Origin of the sequence: Allobosea vaviloviae (assembly GCF_001298265.1) — a bacterium.
GTDB lineage: Bacteria > Pseudomonadota > Alphaproteobacteria > Rhizobiales > Beijerinckiaceae > Allobosea > Allobosea vaviloviae_B.
The window spans coordinates 49,694-66,039 of record NZ_LGSZ01000095.1 but is presented as its reverse complement, the minus strand read 5'-3'; the positions used below and the strand labels follow the sequence as shown (position 1 = coordinate 66,039).

Annotated in this window: 14 protein-coding genes; 5 read left to right on the top strand and 9 right to left on the bottom strand. The window is 67.6% G+C overall.

The window, feature by feature from the left end:
- Position 1: 1 nt before the first annotated feature.
- Positions 2–793 (top strand): extensin-like domain-containing protein, encoded by a 792-nt coding sequence (locus AE618_RS26270; protein ID WP_197280893.1) that lies wholly within the window; start codon positions 2–4, stop codon positions 791–793.
- A 16-nt stretch (positions 794–809) separates the two neighbouring features.
- On the opposite strand, the gene AE618_RS26265 is transcribed toward AE618_RS26270, so the two are convergent.
- The 3 genes from AE618_RS26265 to AE618_RS26255 form a co-directional block, all read right to left on the bottom strand.
- Positions 810–1,106, bottom strand: a complete 297-nt coding sequence (locus AE618_RS26265; RefSeq protein WP_054212011.1) for a SemiSWEET family sugar transporter — start codon at positions 1,104–1,106, stop codon at positions 810–812.
- 5 nt (positions 1,107–1,111) lie between these two features.
- Positions 1,112–1,552, bottom strand: a complete 441-nt coding sequence (locus AE618_RS26260; protein WP_054212010.1) for a PPC domain-containing DNA-binding protein — start codon at positions 1,550–1,552, stop codon at positions 1,112–1,114.
- A 459-nt stretch (positions 1,553–2,011) separates the two neighbouring features.
- On the bottom strand, positions 2,012–2,449 hold the full coding sequence (locus AE618_RS26255; RefSeq protein ID WP_054212009.1) for a response regulator: 438 nt from the start codon (positions 2,447–2,449) through the stop codon (positions 2,012–2,014).
- Between the two features lie 421 nt (positions 2,450–2,870).
- On the opposite strand from AE618_RS26255, the gene AE618_RS26250 reads away from it, so the two are divergent.
- Positions 2,871–5,597, top strand: coding sequence for a response regulator (locus AE618_RS26250; RefSeq protein WP_054212008.1), 2,727 nt, complete (start codon positions 2,871–2,873; stop codon positions 5,595–5,597).
- 111 nt (positions 5,598–5,708) lie between these two features.
- On the opposite strand, the gene AE618_RS26245 is transcribed toward AE618_RS26250, so the two are convergent.
- Positions 5,709–8,048: a heavy metal translocating P-type ATPase gene (locus tag AE618_RS26245; protein WP_054212007.1), complete on the bottom strand. Its 2,340-nt coding sequence runs from the start codon at positions 8,046–8,048 to the stop codon at positions 5,709–5,711.
- Between the two features lie 78 nt (positions 8,049–8,126).
- Here AE618_RS26245 and AE618_RS26240 point away from each other — a divergent pair, with 78 nt between their 5' ends.
- The 3 genes from AE618_RS26240 (at position 8,127) to AE618_RS26230 (ending at position 11,812) form a co-directional block, all read left to right on the top strand.
- Positions 8,127–8,570 carry a MerR family transcriptional regulator gene (locus tag AE618_RS26240; protein ID WP_054212006.1) on the top strand — a complete coding sequence of 148 codons (444 nt, stop codon included), beginning with the start codon at positions 8,127–8,129 and terminating at the stop codon, positions 8,568–8,570.
- Between the two features lie 53 nt (positions 8,571–8,623).
- The gene (locus AE618_RS26235) at positions 8,624–10,078 is read left to right on the top strand and encodes a protein adenylyltransferase SelO (RefSeq protein WP_054212005.1); all 1,455 of its coding nucleotides are present in this window, start codon (positions 8,624–8,626) and stop codon (positions 10,076–10,078) included.
- Between the two features lie 135 nt (positions 10,079–10,213).
- Positions 10,214–11,812 (top strand): gamma-glutamyltransferase family protein, encoded by a 1,599-nt coding sequence (locus AE618_RS26230; RefSeq protein WP_054212004.1) that lies wholly within the window; start codon positions 10,214–10,216, stop codon positions 11,810–11,812.
- Positions 11,813–11,887: 75 nt separating this feature from the next.
- Here AE618_RS26230 and AE618_RS26225 read toward each other — a convergent pair whose 3' ends face one another.
- The 5 genes from AE618_RS26225 to AE618_RS26205 all read right to left on the bottom strand — a co-directional run bounded on the left by AE618_RS26225 (position 11,888) and on the right by AE618_RS26205 (position 16,340).
- Complete coding sequence (locus AE618_RS26225; RefSeq protein ID WP_054212003.1) at positions 11,888–12,229, bottom strand: Rid family hydrolase; 342 nt, start codon at positions 12,227–12,229, stop codon at positions 11,888–11,890.
- A 95-nt stretch (positions 12,230–12,324) separates the two neighbouring features.
- Entirely contained in the window at positions 12,325–13,476 is a 1,152-nt protein-coding gene (locus AE618_RS26220; RefSeq protein WP_054212002.1) for an NAD(P)/FAD-dependent oxidoreductase, read from the bottom strand.
- A complete protein-coding gene (locus AE618_RS26215; protein WP_054212001.1) occupies positions 13,473–14,921 on the bottom strand; it encodes an NAD(P)/FAD-dependent oxidoreductase in 1,449 nt (482 codons plus the stop codon). The genes AE618_RS26220 and AE618_RS26215 overlap by 4 nt, the downstream gene beginning before the upstream one ends.
- A complete protein-coding gene (locus AE618_RS26210; RefSeq protein ID WP_054212000.1) occupies positions 14,918–15,226 on the bottom strand; it encodes a (2Fe-2S)-binding protein in 309 nt (102 codons plus the stop codon). Before AE618_RS26210 ends, AE618_RS26215 begins: the two co-directional genes overlap by 4 nt.
- Positions 15,207–16,340, bottom strand: a complete 1,134-nt coding sequence (locus AE618_RS26205; RefSeq protein ID WP_054211999.1) for an NAD(P)/FAD-dependent oxidoreductase — start codon at positions 16,338–16,340, stop codon at positions 15,207–15,209. The genes AE618_RS26210 and AE618_RS26205 overlap by 20 nt, the downstream gene beginning before the upstream one ends.
- Positions 16,341–16,346: the final 6 nt, after the last annotated feature.

Here is a 16,346-nt window from a genome sequence, read left to right as displayed (position 1 = left end):
CATGCGCCATCGCCGGCGATGGCGATACGCCTGCCTCATCGCGGCGGGCTCCTGCGCCCTTCAGCTCGGCGCATCCGGCATCGCGGAAAGCCGCGATCCTTCCGGCCGCAGCAGGCCGTCGGTGCGTCAGCGCGTCGTGGCACCTTTGCCACCCCGGCGTCCTGCCGATCTGCCGGGGCCGGTGGCGGTGCCTGCCAGCCCGGCGACGCCCGCTCCCGAAGCCGATCAGCCTACGGGGCCGTCGACCTGTCTCGCGACCTTCGCAGACAGGGGCGGCATTGCGCTTCCGTCTGCGGCCGAAAGCGGCAGCGGGGCATGCGCGATCGAGGATCCCGTCACCTTCCGCAGTGTGGCGATGGCCGATGGCTCCAAGGTCGAGCTCGACAGTGCGGTCACCCTCCGCTGCTCCTTCGCGCTCGAGGTCGTCGGCTGGCTGCACGACGATCTGCCCGCCATCATGAGCGGCGCAAATGGCACGCTGTCCAGGCTGGTCGGTGTCGGCGGGCACGCCTGCCGGCCGCGCAACGGGGTGGCGGGCGCGCCGATCAGCGAGCATGCCTCCGGCAACGCGCTCGATGTCAGCGCCCTGCGCCTGAAGGACGGCCGGACGGTCAGCCTCATCGACAGCGACAAGGAAACGCGTGCGCTGCGGGAATCCCTGCAGAAGAGCGCCTGCGCACGCTTCGCGACGGTGCTGGGTCCGGGTTCGGACAGCTCCCACAAGGATCATCTCCATCTCGACATGCGCAAGCGGCCGCGTGACTTCAAGCTCTGCCAGTGGGCAGTCGAGTAAGCCGGTCCGAGTGCTTTCAGTCGCGAGGATCGAGGGCGTCCGCGACAGCGGCCTTCTGGCGCGACGGCAGCAGCGTCATGATGAGGATGAAGGCTGCAAAGACGAAGCAGACCGCATTGGTCAGGATCAGCGGCCATTGCCCCTGCGCCACACCATACGCAGTCCAGAGCAGGAAGCCCGTCGTGGTGAGGGCGTACATCTGCGGCGACAGCGAAGACGTGTCGCGCGTGCGCAGAATCTTGAACGCCTGCGGTACGAAGCTCGATACAGAGCAGGCGGCGGCCAGGAAGCCGATGACGGAGACGAAATCCATATTCTTCAGCGCGGCTTGAGCAGGGCGATGCCGAGCGCCTCGACCTTGCGGCGGCGCAGATGACCGGGCATTTCGGTGACGATCACCTCAAGCGTCGGCCGCACCGTGGCCTTGAGCAAATGTCCGCCTCTGGTGCTGCCGTCCCGCAGGCCAAGCACCGCATGGAGATGCAGGCTGGCGCGGCCATCATCGCCCTCCGCGATGTCTCCGATTAGGCTCAAAACCTCGGATTGCTCATCGACGGGGATGTCCAGATAGGTTTTCGTCTCGATATCGAAGAAGCCGACAGTCGCGGTCTGAAAGGCGCCGATGGCGGTGATCGAGGCTGCCGAGATGGCATGGTCGTTGGCGAAGCGGCTGATGCAGGCGAAAGCCTCGTCGCCGGCATCCAGAACCACCGCGAATACCCGCTTGCCGTCGTTCTCTGCGAGAAGCGTGTTGTGCATGGACCGATCCTTCTGCGTAAGCGCCCTGCCTGCCGGTCCTCCTGGCAGGCCATGTCTTCGGTGATGCCGCCGCCAATCTCCACATCGGCATCGACCCGCGATCCGCCGTCAGCCGGCCTCTTCGCTGACGGGCGACCCCGACGGCTCGGCATTCGTGAGGGGTGGCCCGAACAGGCATTGCGTTGCGAGGCCTATGAGGATGCCGGCGATGACAACCCAGATCCAGAATTCGAGGGAGGGACGGCGGTTCATCCCCATTCAAGCCGGGGGGCGGGCTATGGTTCCTCGCCGCGATGCGATTGCAGCCCGGAGATGCAAGCGGGCGAAAGTCGATTCCAGGATGGGGAAGACATCAGCGGTTCGCGGGTACCCGCCCTGTTGCGCGCCCTTCCCGCGACAAGGATGCCCTCGCAGCAAGTCCGCCCCGGCCGCGACGCCAGCCATGGGCTCTCGTACCGCCTAGGCGAAGCGCTGACTGAGGGTCGGCTCCAGACCCAGCGTGAAAAAACGAGCAGGGACCGGTTGGGAGGCTGCGACGCTGTTGGACCGGATCTGCCAGGCCAGGGAGAGCGCTTTAGCAAGATCATCGAGACTGACGGGCTTTTGAATAAAGCCCTCGCCGTCTGCTTTCGTCAGAACACGGCCCAGAGGTTCTCCCGACAGATAAAGAATTGCCGGCCTTGAGGTGAGAGGCAATTGCCGAACGATCTCCGTGCCAAGACGGCTGCCGATCCGATAATCGACCACGGCGACGTCGGGCTGATGTGTGATGGCCAGATCGACAGCATCTCCAACCGTTCGGGCAACGCCCACGACATCGAACCCAACCTGGCTCAAGTAGTCCTTGAAGAGGGAGGCGAGCATGTCGTTGTCTTCGGCAATCAGAATTTTGAGCATCGCTCCGCTCCACCTTTGATGCGGATTAAGATCAACATTCCCCAGTCGCGAATCATACTGTATCGTGCGCAGTGCCAGATGTCGTGCGATCATCGCCTGGTCGACCAGCCCCTCGCATGCAAATCACGACGGGTTTCTGCTTGGTATTCTCAGCCCGCCATCGGTTCGCCCCACTTCGTCCCGGTATTACCGGCGCTCGACTTTCAAGGCCGTGCGACGGGTCGACTCTGGAGCGTCATCGCCCTCGAAAGCATGGCACAGCCGTGATGGCAGCGACGCCGCAGCGAAGGCGACCGTGCCCCATGCCAGCTGCCGTTCTGATCGCGGTCCTCACGCATGGCCGACGCCTCCCTGCGGGATGGAGACGAACGCAAAGCATGCTACTGCCTTCGAGGATGCGTCATGCAGACGAGCCACGCGGATGACCATGGCCCAATCGAAGATCGTTCGTCGTCCGACAGGTGGAATTCCGTCCCGGCTCATCGCTCTCGCGCTCGTCGCGATCATCCTCGTCCCGGCTGTCGTGTTCGCGCTGGTGGTGATCAAACGGTTTTCCGCCGCGGAGCGCGCCCGCTACGAGCAGGACGCGCTGGAGGTCGCAAGGAGCGCCACGTCGATCCTGGACCGGCAGCTGCTTGGCTGGAAGACTGCGCTGCAGACGCTGGCGACGTCGGAGCATCTGCGCTCCAACGACCTGCCGGCGTTCCATCGCCAGGCCATGCTCGTCAAATCGTTCATCGGCGGTGACATCGGGCTTCGCACGCTGAGCGGCGAGCAGTTGCTCAGCACGACGGTACGCCATGGCGAACCGCTGCCGCCCTCACGCATCGCAGCCGATCCCGAGGCCCTCTCCGCGGGGAGGCCGTTCGTTTCCGACGTGTTCGTCGGCGGCATCGTCAACCGCCCTCTCGTGGCTATGGTTGTCCCCGTCACCATCGATGGGGCGGTCAAATTCCTTCTCCATGTCAGCGTTGCGACGACTGTTCTGCACGACATCCTGAAGGACGCCGTTCCACCCGATTGGATCGTCGGTGTCGGAGATCGGGCCGGAACCTATGTCAGCCGGTCAGACAACGATGCTTCTTTCAGGGGCAAGCCGGGCAACCCCGTCTTCCTCGCCAAGGCTGTTGGCGAAAGCGGAACATTCTCCGGCAAGAGCGCCACCGGCGATGACGTGCTTGTCGGCTATGTCCACTCGGACATCTCGGGTTGGCTGGTCGCCGCCAACATCCCGCAAGCACTGATCGAGCGCCCACTGCAATCCGCGTTGCTGACGCTCGCCGGTGTCGGCGTTTTGATCCTGACCCTCGCCTCGGCCGCAGCCCTGTTGCTGTGGCGGACGATCGAACGACCGCTCGGCATCCTGACGATCGCCAGCGCTGCTCTCGGCAAGTCCGACCAGCCCATCGTGTTCGAGACGCGCTTGCGCGAATTCGCCGCCTTGCGAGACGCGCTCTCGTCAGTCTCCCACCATCTGCGGCTCGACAGCGAAGCCCTGGAGGCGCGTGTCGCCTCGCGGACCCGGGAACTCGAGGAATCCAACGAAAAGCTCACGGCCGAGATCGAGCGGCGGACGCGGCTGGAGGCGATGCTGGTCCAGTCTCAGAAGATGGAAGCGATCGGCAATCTGACCGGCGGCGTCGCGCACGACTTCAACAACCTGCTTCAGGTCATCGGCGGCAATCTGCAGCTCCTCTCACGCGAGGTCCACGGCAACGAAAAGGCGCAGGCTCGCGTCGAGAAGGCCATGGCTGGCGTCGCAAGAGGCGCCCATCTGTCGTCCCAGCTCTTGTCTTTCGGGCGCAGGCAGCCGCTCGAGCCGAAAGTCGTCAGCGTGGGCCGACTGATCCGCGACATGGACGATCTGCTGCGCCGAACCATCGGCGAAGGCGTCCAGATCGAGACGATCGTGGGAGGGGGGCTGTGGAACACTCTGGTCGATCCGACCAACCTCGAAAACGCCATCCTGAACCTCGCGATCAACGCCCGCGATGCGATGGAAGGCCACGGCCATCTCACGATCGAGGCCGGCAACGCCTTTCTCGATGACGCCTATGCCGATCGGCACGCCGAGGTGGTGGCCGGGCAATATGTGCAGCTTTCGGTCACCGATACAGGTGCCGGCATGGAGGCTGAGGTTCTGGCAAAGGCCTTCGAGCCGTTCTTTTCGACGAAACCGCAAGGCAAGGGAACGGGTCTGGGACTGTCGATGGTCTTCGGCTTCGTCAAGCAATCCGGCGGGCATATCAAGGTCTACAGCGAACCCGGACAGGGCACGACCGTCAAACTCTATCTGCCGCGGTCGAACCAGGCCGAAGACGGCCCGTTCGTGGACGATACAGGCCCGATCGTCGGTGGAACGGAAACAATTTTCGTGGTCGAGGACGACGATGCCGTACGCGACACTGTGATCGCGAGCCTCGAGGAACTCGGATACAGCGTGCTGAAGGCTCCCGACGCCCAAAGCGCCCTCGTCGTTTTCGAAAGCGGCGTGGCTGTCGACCTGCTGTTTACCGATGTCGTCATGCCTGGCCCGCTCAAAAGCGCCGATCTAGCCCGCAAGGCCAAGGAACTCGTCCCTCAGCTCAGCGTGCTTTTCACGTCCGGATATACCGAGAATTCGATCGTCCATGGCGGACGGCTCGACGAGGGCGTCAATCTGCTCTCGAAGCCCTACTCGCGCGATACGCTGGCGCGCAAGATCCGGCAGGTCCTGACCCGCGACGGAAAGATGCCGAAGCCAGGACCCCAACCCGCGGAACCTGAGATGCAGCCGGACAATTCCCTGCCGCTGAGACACTCGCTCATCGTCCTCGTCTGCGAGGACGATCCGCTGATCCGTCTTGATACCGCCGACATGATCCAGGAACTCGGCCACACGGTGATCGAAGCGGAGAACGGCCTGGACGCGCTCGAAATCGCAACGGCGCGCGACATCGATGTGCTGTTCACCGATATCGGCCTGCCCGACATCAGTGGCAGTGATCTGGCTGCCCGCGTTCGCACGCACAAGCCGCACGTCGCCATCGTCTTCGCCACGGGCCAGACCCGCGTCGATGGCTTCGAGGACGCTCCCCGAACGGCGATCCTCAACAAGCCCTACCCGTTTTCGAAACTGCAAGAGGTCCTGGAGAAGCTGCTCGACTAACGGGGCTTCAAAGCTCGCCGTTGACGCTGGTCACCTGCATGGGCTCAGATCGGAGGGCGGTGTCGGCCGTCGTTGGCGGGGTGCGCCGGGACCACATGCCGGATCATATCGTCAGCGCGACCGGCCGGCATTGAAGCGCAACAGCCGCAAGGCGTTGGCCGTGACGATGACCGTTGCGCCGGTGTCGGCCAGGATCGCGACCCAGAGCCCGGTGTAGCCGAAGACCGTGGTGACCAGGAACACGGCCTTGAGCCCGAGTGCGATGCCGATATTGACGCGGATGTTGCTCATCGTCGCCCGCGCCAGCCTGATCATGGCGGCGACGTCGCGGACACGGCTCTTCAGGATCGCGGCGTCGGCGGTCTCCAGCGCCACGTCGGTGCCTGACCCCATCGCCACGCCGATGCCGGCGGCCGCGAGCGCCGGCGCGTCGTTGATGCCGTCGCCGACCATCATGACCGAGGTCCCGGCAGACAAGGCCTTGATCGCCGCGACCTTGTCCTGCGGCATCAGCTCGGCCTTGTGCTCCATGCGAAGCGAGCCGGCGATAGCGGCGCCGGTGCGCGCATTGTCGCCGGTCAGCATCAGCGAGCGGACGCCCAGGGCCGTCAACTCGGCGATGCCGTCAGCCGCATCCTCGCGGGGCTCGTCGCGCATCGCGATCAGCCCGGCGAGGATGCCGTCGGCGATCACGGCGGCGACGGTCTTGCCCGCCATCTCCAGGCGCTCGACGGCGGCTTTCGCCGCGTCGTCGAATGTCGCGCGTGAAAACGCATGGCGCGGTGCGCCGACGAAGATCGTCACGCCGTCGAGCGTGCCCGTGACGCCCTGGCCGGCGATGGCCTTGGCCTCGCTCGCGCCACGCAAGGCGATCGAGTCAGCCTCGGCGCGGTCGATGATCGCCTGCGCCAGCGGGTGGCTCGAGCCGGTCTCGACCGAGGTGGCCAATTCGACGACCTCCCGTTCAGACCGGCCCAGCGCGACGACTTCCGTCACGCGGGGGCGGCCCTGCGTGAGCGTTCCCGTCTTGTCGAAGGCGACGATGCCGGTCTTCGCCGCAGCCTCGATCACGACGCCGCCCTTCATCAGCAGGCCCTGACGGGCGCCGGTCGAGAGCGAGGCCGCGATCGCGGCCGGCACCGAGATGACCAGCGCGCAGGGGCAGCCGATCAGCAGCAGCGCCAGCGCCCGGTAGATCCAGACCGACCATTCGCCGCCCAGCAGCAGCGGCGGGATCACCGCGACCAGCACGGCGAGCGCCACGATCGCCGGCATGTAGATGCGCGAGAAGCGGTCGATGAAGCGCTCGGTCGGCGCGCGCGCCTCCTGCGCCTCCTCGACCAGGCGGATGATGCGCGAGATGGTGTTGTCTTCCGCTGCCTTGGTAACGCGCACCCGCAGCGCCGCCTCGCTGTTGACCGAGCCGGCGAAGACGGGCTCGCCGACGCCCTTGGTCTTGGGAACGGACTCGCCGGTGACGGGGCTCTCGTCGATGCCGGAGATGCCGTCGGTGATCTCGCCATCGGCGGGGGTGCGGTCGCCGGGGCGCACCAGGACGATCTGGCCGATCGTCAGGGCGGCAGCATCAACCGTGCGGGTTTGCCCATTCTCCTCGATGATCGCGGTCTTGGGCACGAGATCGCCCAGAGCCCGGATCGAGGCGCGCGCCCGGTCGGCGGCGACGCCTTCTAGCACCTCGCCGACGGCGAAGAGGAAGACGACCAGCGCTGCCTCCTCCGCCGCGCCGATGACCAGCGCGCCGGTGGCGGCGATGGTCATCAGCATCTCGATGGTGAAGGGCATGCCGGCGCTGGCTGCGGCATAGGCCTTGCGCGCCACCGGGACGATGCCGATCAGGCAGGCCGCGATGAAGGCCCAGTGCGCGGCCGCAGGCCAGGCGAGGCTCGCCGACCAGGCTGCGGCGAGGCAGGCGCCGGTGACGAGCACCAGTCTTCCCTTGCCGGTCTGGTACCACGACATGCCATCGGGCGTCGCTTCATGGACATGGCCTGGCGTCCCGTGGCCGGCATCGGCCGCCTGCTTCGGGCTGACGGCTGGCGCATGATCATGACCGTCATGCGCGTGGTGGTGTCCATGGTGGCCGTGATCGTGATGGCTGTGGTCATGCCCGGAGCAGCCGCAGCCATCCGCCTTCGCAGGCGTCGACGGCGGGACGGCCTTCGCAGCCAGTGCGACGGTGGTGTAACCGAGGCTGGCGACGCGCTTCTCGATCGCCGCGCGATCTGTCCGGCCCTCGTCGAGCGCCAGCGTCATGGTTTCGCTCATCACCGAGAGCCTGACATCGGCGACACCGGGCAGGCGCTCGACGGCGCCACGGATCGTCGCGGCGCAGCTCGCGCAGTCCATGCCGCCGATCTTCCAGCTCAAGGTCTGGGAGTTCGAGATCGGGGCGGGCACGGTCCCGCCGCTCGAATTCTGGGTCGTCGTCATGGTGTCTCCGCTTGCAGGCGCTGCGAGACATCCTAGATACGACCTCTAGCGACTTCAGGTTCAAGAGGGAAAATGACGATGGAGGTGAAAATCGCCGAGCGCGTCATGCCGATCGGCTCGCTGTCGGAGCGAACCGGCGTCAAGGTCGAGACGATCCGCTATTACGAACAGGTCGGGCTGCTGCCGCCGCCGGAACGCTCCGAGGGCAACCAGCGCCGCTATGGCCGCGTTCATCTCGAACGGCTCGCCTTCATCAAGCATGCGCGCGATCTCGGATTTCCGGTCGACGGCATCCGGGCCTTGCTGCGGCTGTCCGACAATCCCGGCATGGCCTGCGACGAGGCCCATGCGATCTCGGTCGCCCATCTCGACGAGGTCAGGCACAAGATCGCGCGGCTGCGCTCTCTGGAAAAGGAGCTGGAGCGTATCGCCGCGACCTGCTCGGGCGGCGTCTCCGCTTGCGATTGCGCGATCATCGAAGCGCTGGCGGACCACAGCCAATGCCGGCACGAGCGACACTGAATGCACGGATGCAACGAGCGACCACCGACAGGTCCGACCGGAAGGAGCGCGCGATGACCATTGCGTTCGACAACAGCTACGCAAGGCTCCCGGAGCGCTTCCATGCGCCGACCATGCCCTCGCAGGTGCCCGAACCGCGTCTGGTGCGGCTGAACCTCGCGCTGGCGGCCGAACTCGGGCTCGATGCGGACTGGCTGGCGAGCCCCGAAGGCGTCGCGGTGCTGGCCGGCAATGCCGTGGCGGATGGCTCGACGCCGATCGCCACCGCCTATGCCGGGCATCAGTTCGGGCAGTTCACGCCGCAGCTCGGCGACGGGCGCGCCATATTGCTGGGCGAGGTGATCGACCGCTCCGGCGCGCGCCGCGACATCCAGTTGAAGGGCGCCGGGCGGACGCGCTTCTCGCGCGGCGGCGACGGGCGCGCGGCGCTGGGGCCGGTGATGCGCGAATACATCGTCAGCGAGGCGATGGCGGCGCTCGGCATTCCCACCACGCGCTCGCTCGCCTTCGTCCTGACCGGCGGCGTCGTGATGCGCGAGGAGGCCTTGCCGGGCGCGGTGCTGGCGCGCGTCGCCGCGAGCCATATCCGGGTCGGCACCTTCCAGTTCTTCGCCGCGCGGCAGGACGTGGAGGCGCTGCGGCTGCTGGCCGACCATGTCATCAGCAGGCATTATCCGCAGGCCGCGCGGGCGGCGAACCCGTGCCTCGCGTTGCTCGAAGCCGTGATCGCGGCACAGGCCGATCTGGTTGCACGCTGGCTTCTGGTCGGCTTCATCCATGGCGTGATGAACACCGACAATGTCTCGATCGCGGGCGAGACGATCGATTACGGACCCTGCGCCTTCCTCGACGCCTATGACCCCTCGACCGTGTTCAGCTCGATCGATCGCGGCGGTCGCTATGCCTATGACAACCAGCCCAGCATCGCGCTGTGGAATTTGACCCGGCTGGCCGAGACCTTGCTGCCGCTGCTGGCGCCCGATACCGACCAGGCGGTCGCCATCGCCCAGAACGCGCTCGGCGCCTTCGCGCCACGCTATCAGGCGGCCTATGATGCCGGGATCGCGCGCAAGCTCGGCCTGCCCGGCGACAGCGAGGCCGATACGGTTCTCGGCGCCGAATTCCTAGGCCTGCTCGTGGTGCATCTGGCTGACTTTACCTTGAGCTTCCGCCATCTCAGCCGGCTGCATGCCGGGCTTGCGGGCGAGGAACCGCTGCGCGCGGTGCTCGAGAACGATCCGGCGCTGGATGGCTGGCTGGTGCGATGGCGCGAACGCAGCGCCGGAACGCCACCGGGCGCGATGCTGGCGGTCAATCCCGCCTATATCCCGCGCAACCACCGGATCGAAGCGGCGATAGCAGCGGCGCAGGCGCAGGACGATTTCGGGCCCTTCGAAACGCTGATCGCCGTGCTGGCGCAACCCTTCGAGGAGCGGGCGGAATTCTCGCGGTATGAGGCGCCGCCAGAGCCGCATGAGCGGGTGATCGCAACCTTCTGCGGCACCTGAGCCGCCTTGGGACCCAGCCATGCGCAGGCCATCAACGGCGGCGCCGAAAATGTCGCGCCAATGGCCTTCCCCAGCCGAAGAATTGTGCTCTGATCGCGCCGGGTCACCCAGGCCCGAACACAGGGACGAACGACGATGCAGGGCCGCCGACCGACAATCCAATCCCGCCACGGCATGGTCGCCGCCGCCCATCCGCTCGCCGCACAGGCGGGCGCGCGGCTGCTGATCCAGGGCGGCAATGCCTTCGACGCCATCGCCGCGACCGCAGCCGCGCTGAACGTGGTCGAGCCGTTCATGTCGAGCCTGTCGGGCATGGGCTCGGCGACGCTCTGGTCGGCTGCCGAGGGGCGCGTGCGTGTGCTCGACTTCGTCCCGCCGATCCAGAAGAGCTTCCCGTCGGACCGCTTCTCGCAGCGCTCGGACCTCGAACGCGGCGCGCATGCGGTTGCCATGCCCGGCAATCTCGCCGGCTGGTGCGAGTTGGCCTCGCGCTACGGCCGCAAGCCGCTCGCCGAGATCCTGGCGCCGGCGATCGCGCTGGCGCGGGACGGTTTCGCACTCTCCGAATTCGGCGTCGCGGAGTTCAACGAGCAAGCTCCCTTGCTCGAAGCCTGGCCTGAGATCTACCCCAGCTTCGCCGCGACCTATCTGCCCGATGGCGGGCCGGTGAAGCTCGGCCAGGTGCTGCGCCAGCCCGATATGGCACGGACCCTCGGCGAGATCGCTGCCAAGGGCCCGGACCACCTCTATCGCGGCGCGCTCGGGCAGCGCATCGTCGGCCATCTCCAGTCGCTCGGCGGCCTGATGACGATGGATGACCTCGCGGCGGTCGCGCCGCGCTGGCGCGAACCCTTCTCGGCGTCCTATCGCGGCCTCGACATCCATGTGCCGCCGCCGGCCTGCGAGGCCTTCCAGTTCCTGCTCAGCCTGAAGCTGCTCGAAGGCTTCGATCTGGCCGGCTTGCCCAAGGACGGCCCGGAGCATCTCGACCTCGTCTACCGCGCGATCAGACTCGCGGCCGGCGTGCGGATCGCCGCCAACAATCCCTCGGCGGAGACGCTGGCGGCGATCTTCTCCGAGGATTCGCTAGCACAGCTTCGTGCGCGCCTTGGTGACGGCGTGCCGGTCGAAGGCCCGACCGAGCAATGGACGCCGCAAGCCGGCGAGGATCCGGCGCATACCACCTCGTTCTCCGTGGCGGATGCCGAGGGCAATCTGGTCTGCATCACCAACAGCCTCGGCAGTCCCTTCGGCAGCGGCATCGTGGTGCCAGGCACCGGCCTTTGCCTGAACAACTTCCTGTACTGGTCCGACGTCCAGCCCGGCAGCCCCAACCGCTCGAAACCCGGCGACGAACTGCCGATGTGCATGTCGCCGAGCATCTCGACGCGCTCAGGAAAGCCGGTGCTCGCGCTCGGCACGCCGGGCAGCTACGGCATCATGCAGACGCAAGTTCAGGCCATGGTGCAGCATCTCGATTTCGGATTGCCGCTGCAGGAGGCGATCGAGGCGCCGCGCTCCCGGCTCTGGGACGGGCGCGCGATCGAGGCGGAGAACCGGATTGCAGCCGAAACGCTGGCCGAGTTGCGCCGGCGCGGCCACGTCATCACCGCCTTCGACACGGGCTGGACCATGCGCTGCGGCGGCATGCAGGCGGTCGCGGTCGATCCCGCCACCGGAGTGATGACCGGCGCGGCAGACCCGCGCCGGGATGGTTATGTCGTGGCGGTGTGAGGGGCGCGGCCCCTCGTCAATCCTGCGCCGTCATCCCGGGCGACCGCAGGGAGACCCGGGATGACCCGCGCTTGTTCAGCGCGCGGCGGTGCAGACGATCTCGATCAGCGCGCCGCCGAGATCGGCAACGCCCACCGTCGCGCGGGTCGGGAGCGCATCGCCGAAGAACGCCGTCCAGACGGGGTCCATTTCCTTCTTGGCGGGCAAATCGGTGACGAAGATCGTCGCGGCGACGATCGCCTTGCGGTCGAGCCCGACCTCACCGAGATAGCCCTCGATCTTGGTCAGGATGTTCTGCGTCTGCGGGCCCATCGACTGGGTGATGTCGTCGGCGATGCAGCCGCCGACGAAGACGAGATTGCCGGCCTCGACGACGCGGTTCTGGATCGGGGTCTTGATGTGGCGCTTGATGGTCATGGTGTTCTCTCCTGAGGTGAAAGGCTGTGGTCGTCATTGCGAGCGCAGCGAAGCAATCCAGGGCCACAGCGCTCGGCGGCCCCTGGATTGCTTCGCTACGCTCGCAATGACGGCTGATGTGACGACGGCGCCGCAAACCGCGCGATGCCGAGCCCGTCGATCGGCACATTGCTGGCGCCGGTGGCGATGATCTCGGCCATCACGGCCCCTGCCCCGGGGCCGAGCTGGAAGCCATGGGCCGAGAAGCCGAACTGGTGGTAGACGCCCTCATGCTTCGCGCTCTTGCCGAAGACCGGCAGATCGTCGGGCATGCGCGCCTCGATGCCGGCCCAGGCGCGCAGGATCGGCGCAGCCCGCATGATCGGAAACAGGTCCCAGACCGTCCTGGCGTTGGTGGCGAGCTTGCCCCAGTCGAGCACGGTGCGGTTCTCGTCGCGGATGGCGCGGCCGAGATAGCCGCCGCCGATCAACACGGTGCCATTGGCGAACTGCTTGAAGGAGAGCTTGCGCTTGCGCAGGATCACCACCGGCTTGATGAAGGCCGGCATCGCTGCCGTGATCATCAGCATCGGCGCGATGACCTCGAGCGGCACCGGCTCGCCGAGATCGGCGGCGATGCGGTCGGCCCAGGCGCCGGCCGCATTGACGATGCGGGGCGCGAGGAAGACGCCGTGATCGGTTTCGACACGCCAGTTGGCGCCGTCGCGGCTGACGCGAGTGACGCGCACGCCCTCGCGGATATCGGCGCCCAGGCTCTGGGCCTTGCGCTTGAAGGCCTGCGTCGCCCGCAAGGGGATCGCGGCGCCATCGCGGCGAGAGACGACGCCGCCGGGGCAGCTGTCCGCAACGGCAGGGACGAGGCGGCGCAACTCCGTGGCGTCGATCAGCTCCTCATGGTGGAAGCCGCGCAGGGTCAGGTCGTCGACGCGGGCGCGGCAGTTGCGGAGGTCTTCCTCGTCCTCCGCGACCAGCACCTGGCCGTCCGACGTGAAGCCGCAACCATCGTCGACGAGGTCCTCGATCCTGTGCCAGAGCGCCATCGACGTATTGGAGAGCGGAATCTCCGCGACATGGCGCGCAAGCTGGCGCACGCCGCCGGCATTGACGCCGGAGGCATGGCGGCCAGCATGGTCCTTCTCGATCAGGATGACCGAGAGCCCGCGCATCGCGCAGTGCAGCGCCGTCGAGCAGCCATGGATGCCGCCGCCGATAACGATAACGTCGGCGCTGCGGCGCGCTGCGGTCACCGGACCACCGCTTTGACCGCAGACTCCGTCGGCGGCAGCGCCGCGAGCTCGGCCAGCGTCACCGGCTTCACCGGAGGGCGCAGCCGATAATAGCCGGTCTCGGCGGGAGAGACGCCGCGAACCTGCGCGATCAGTTCGACGACGGTGGGGCCGCAGAGACGGCCCTGGCAGGGGCCCATGCCGCAGCGCAGGAAGGCCTTCATCTGGTTGGGGCCGGTGACGCCGAGGCGGCTCGCCGTGTCGCGGATCTGGCCGGCGGTGACCTCCTCGCAGCGGCAGACGATGGTCTCGTCCGCCGGGGGCGCCAGGAATTGCGGGGCCGGGCGATAGAGCAGGTCGAGGAAGCGGCGGCCGCGCAGGCTGCGTGCGAGTTCGGCCCGCGTGGGTGCGGCCTTCTCGTTACGCTCAGCCTCCGAGATCCGGCCGAGGCGGCGGGCTGCGTCGAGCGCCGCGATCTCGCCGCGCAAGGCCGCGCTTTCGGCGCCGCCGATTCCGGCTCCGTCGCCGGCGATGGCGATGCCCGGGATCGAGGAGGCGAACCAGTCGTCCACCGTCGGCGTCCAGCAATGCTGGACCGTGTCGAAATGCTGCGCGCAGCCGGCGGCATTCGACAGGTTGATGCCGGGGATGACGCCCTGATGCAGCAAGAGCGCGTCGCAGGGAATCGTCTCGGTCGCACCGCCGCGCGTCACCTTCACACCCGTGACCTTGCCGGAGCCTTCAGCCGCCAGCGCCGTGACGCCGGTCCTGAACGCCAGCTCGCGGCGCGCCGCCGCCATCAGCTTCAGCCCCTTGGCGAGATAGGGCGAGCGCAGGAAATCCGGCAATGATGCAAGTGCGGACAGCCAGTTGCGGCGCGGCGTCGTGTCGAGCACCGCGACGATGTTGGCGCCGGCCGCCGCGAGCTGGCCCGCCAGCAGATAGAGCAAGGGGCCGCAGCCGGCGATCACTGTGCGCCCGCTCGGCACGAGGCCGGAGCTTTTCAGCGCGATCTGCGCGGCGCCGGCCGTCATCACACCGGGCAGGGTCCAGCCGGGGATCGGGAAGGGCCGCTCCTGCGCGCCCGTCGCCAGGATGACCTGGCCGGCGCCCACAAGCCGCGCCTGCCCGCCGAGGGACAGGCCCAGTTCGAAACCACCCGCCTCGTCGGGCGCGACCGACCAGACCGTGCAGCCCGGGGCGTAGGCCGCGCTGGTCCGTTCCAGCCTCGTGACGAGCGCGCCGCCCTTCCAGTAATCCTCGCCGAGCACGCTGCGGTCGGCGACCGGGGTCGTGGTGATGGCGCGGTAGATCTGCCCGCCGGGCGCCGGGTTCTCGTCGGCCAGCAGCACGGAGAGGCCGAGTTCGGCGGCGCGCGCGGCGGCGGACAGCCCCGCCGGCCCCGCGCCGACGATGGCGATGTCGTAATGCTCGGCCAATTGGCCGATCTCGCGAAGCGTGTTCATGCGCGCACCGAATCGGGCTGGCGGCGCCCGGCCTGGGTTTCGATCCGCATGCCCTCGCGCAGCGGCACGAGGCAGCCCTGACGGTTGCCGACGCCGTCGATGACGACGAGGCATTCGAAGCAGACGCCCATCATGCAATAGGGGCCGCGGTCCGCGCCCGAGACCGGCGTCTGGCGGCAGGCCTGGACGCCGTTGGCCAGCAGCGCGGCAGCGACCGTGTCGCCGGCGCGCGCCGTCAGGGCGCGGCCATCGAAGGTGAAGGCAAGCGCATCGGCTGCCTTCAGCTCATGCATGGGCCGGAACATGGAACCTCCGTGCGGAAAAGGCATCGAGCGTCGTCGGCAGTTCGCCGGACAGGATGGCGGGCGCGATCGTCAGGACGTGGTTGGCGGCCAGCGTCACGCCGGAATGGCAGGTCACGACGAAGGCGCCGGGGTGGCTCAGCGACTGGTCGTAGATCGGAAAGCCGTCAGGGCTCATCACGCGCAGCGCCGACCAGGAGCGAACGACGTTGAGGCCGGCGAGGCGCGGGAACATCCTGATCGCGCGCTCAGCCATCACCGAAAGGATCGGCTGGCCGACGACCGTGTCGAAGCCGCGATCCTCCTGGCTGTCGCCGATCATGATGCCGCCCTCGTCGGTCTGGCGGATCGTCACCATCGGGTTGTGCAGGAAGGCGTCCGTCTTCTCGGTGACGATGATCTGGCCCTTGCTCGGCTTCACCGGTGCGTCGAGCCCGACCATGGGGGCGAGCCGCGCATTGCCGAGGCCGGCTGCGAGCACGACCTTGCCCGCCGCGATCTCGCCGAAGGCGCCTTTCAGCCGGAAGGCGCCGCCGCTCTGGGTGATGCTGTCGACCGTGCAGTTGGGCCGGTAGTCGACGCCGCGACGCTCGCTGGCGTCGCGCAGAGCGCGGAACAGCTTCAGCGAGTTCACATGGCCGTCGAGCGGGCTGTAGACCGAGCCGACTACGTCGGGCCCGATATCGGGCAGGCGGCGTTTGGTCTCGTCATGGTCGAGGATTTCATAGGGGAAGTCAGCCAGCGACATCTGGTTGTGCAGCCGCTGCATCGTGTGGCGGCGCTGCTCCAGCTCGGCCTCGGAGAGGCAGAGCATGAAGCCGCCGGGCTGGCTGTGGGCGACGTCGATGCCGGCCTCCTCGCTCAGCACCCCGGAAAGCTGGTGCCATTGCTCGGCCGAGCGGCGCGACCACATCGCGTATTCGGGCATGCCCAGCCCCTTGGACTGGACCCAGACCAGCGCGAAATTACCGCGCGAGGCGCGAAAAGCGACATCGCCCTCGTCGAGGACGGTGACGCGGGCGCCGCCACGCGCCAGGCCCAGCGCGATCGCGCCGCCGACGACGCCACCGCCGACCACGACGATGTCGGCTTCCGATGTGAGGTTATGCGCAGTCACGGCCTG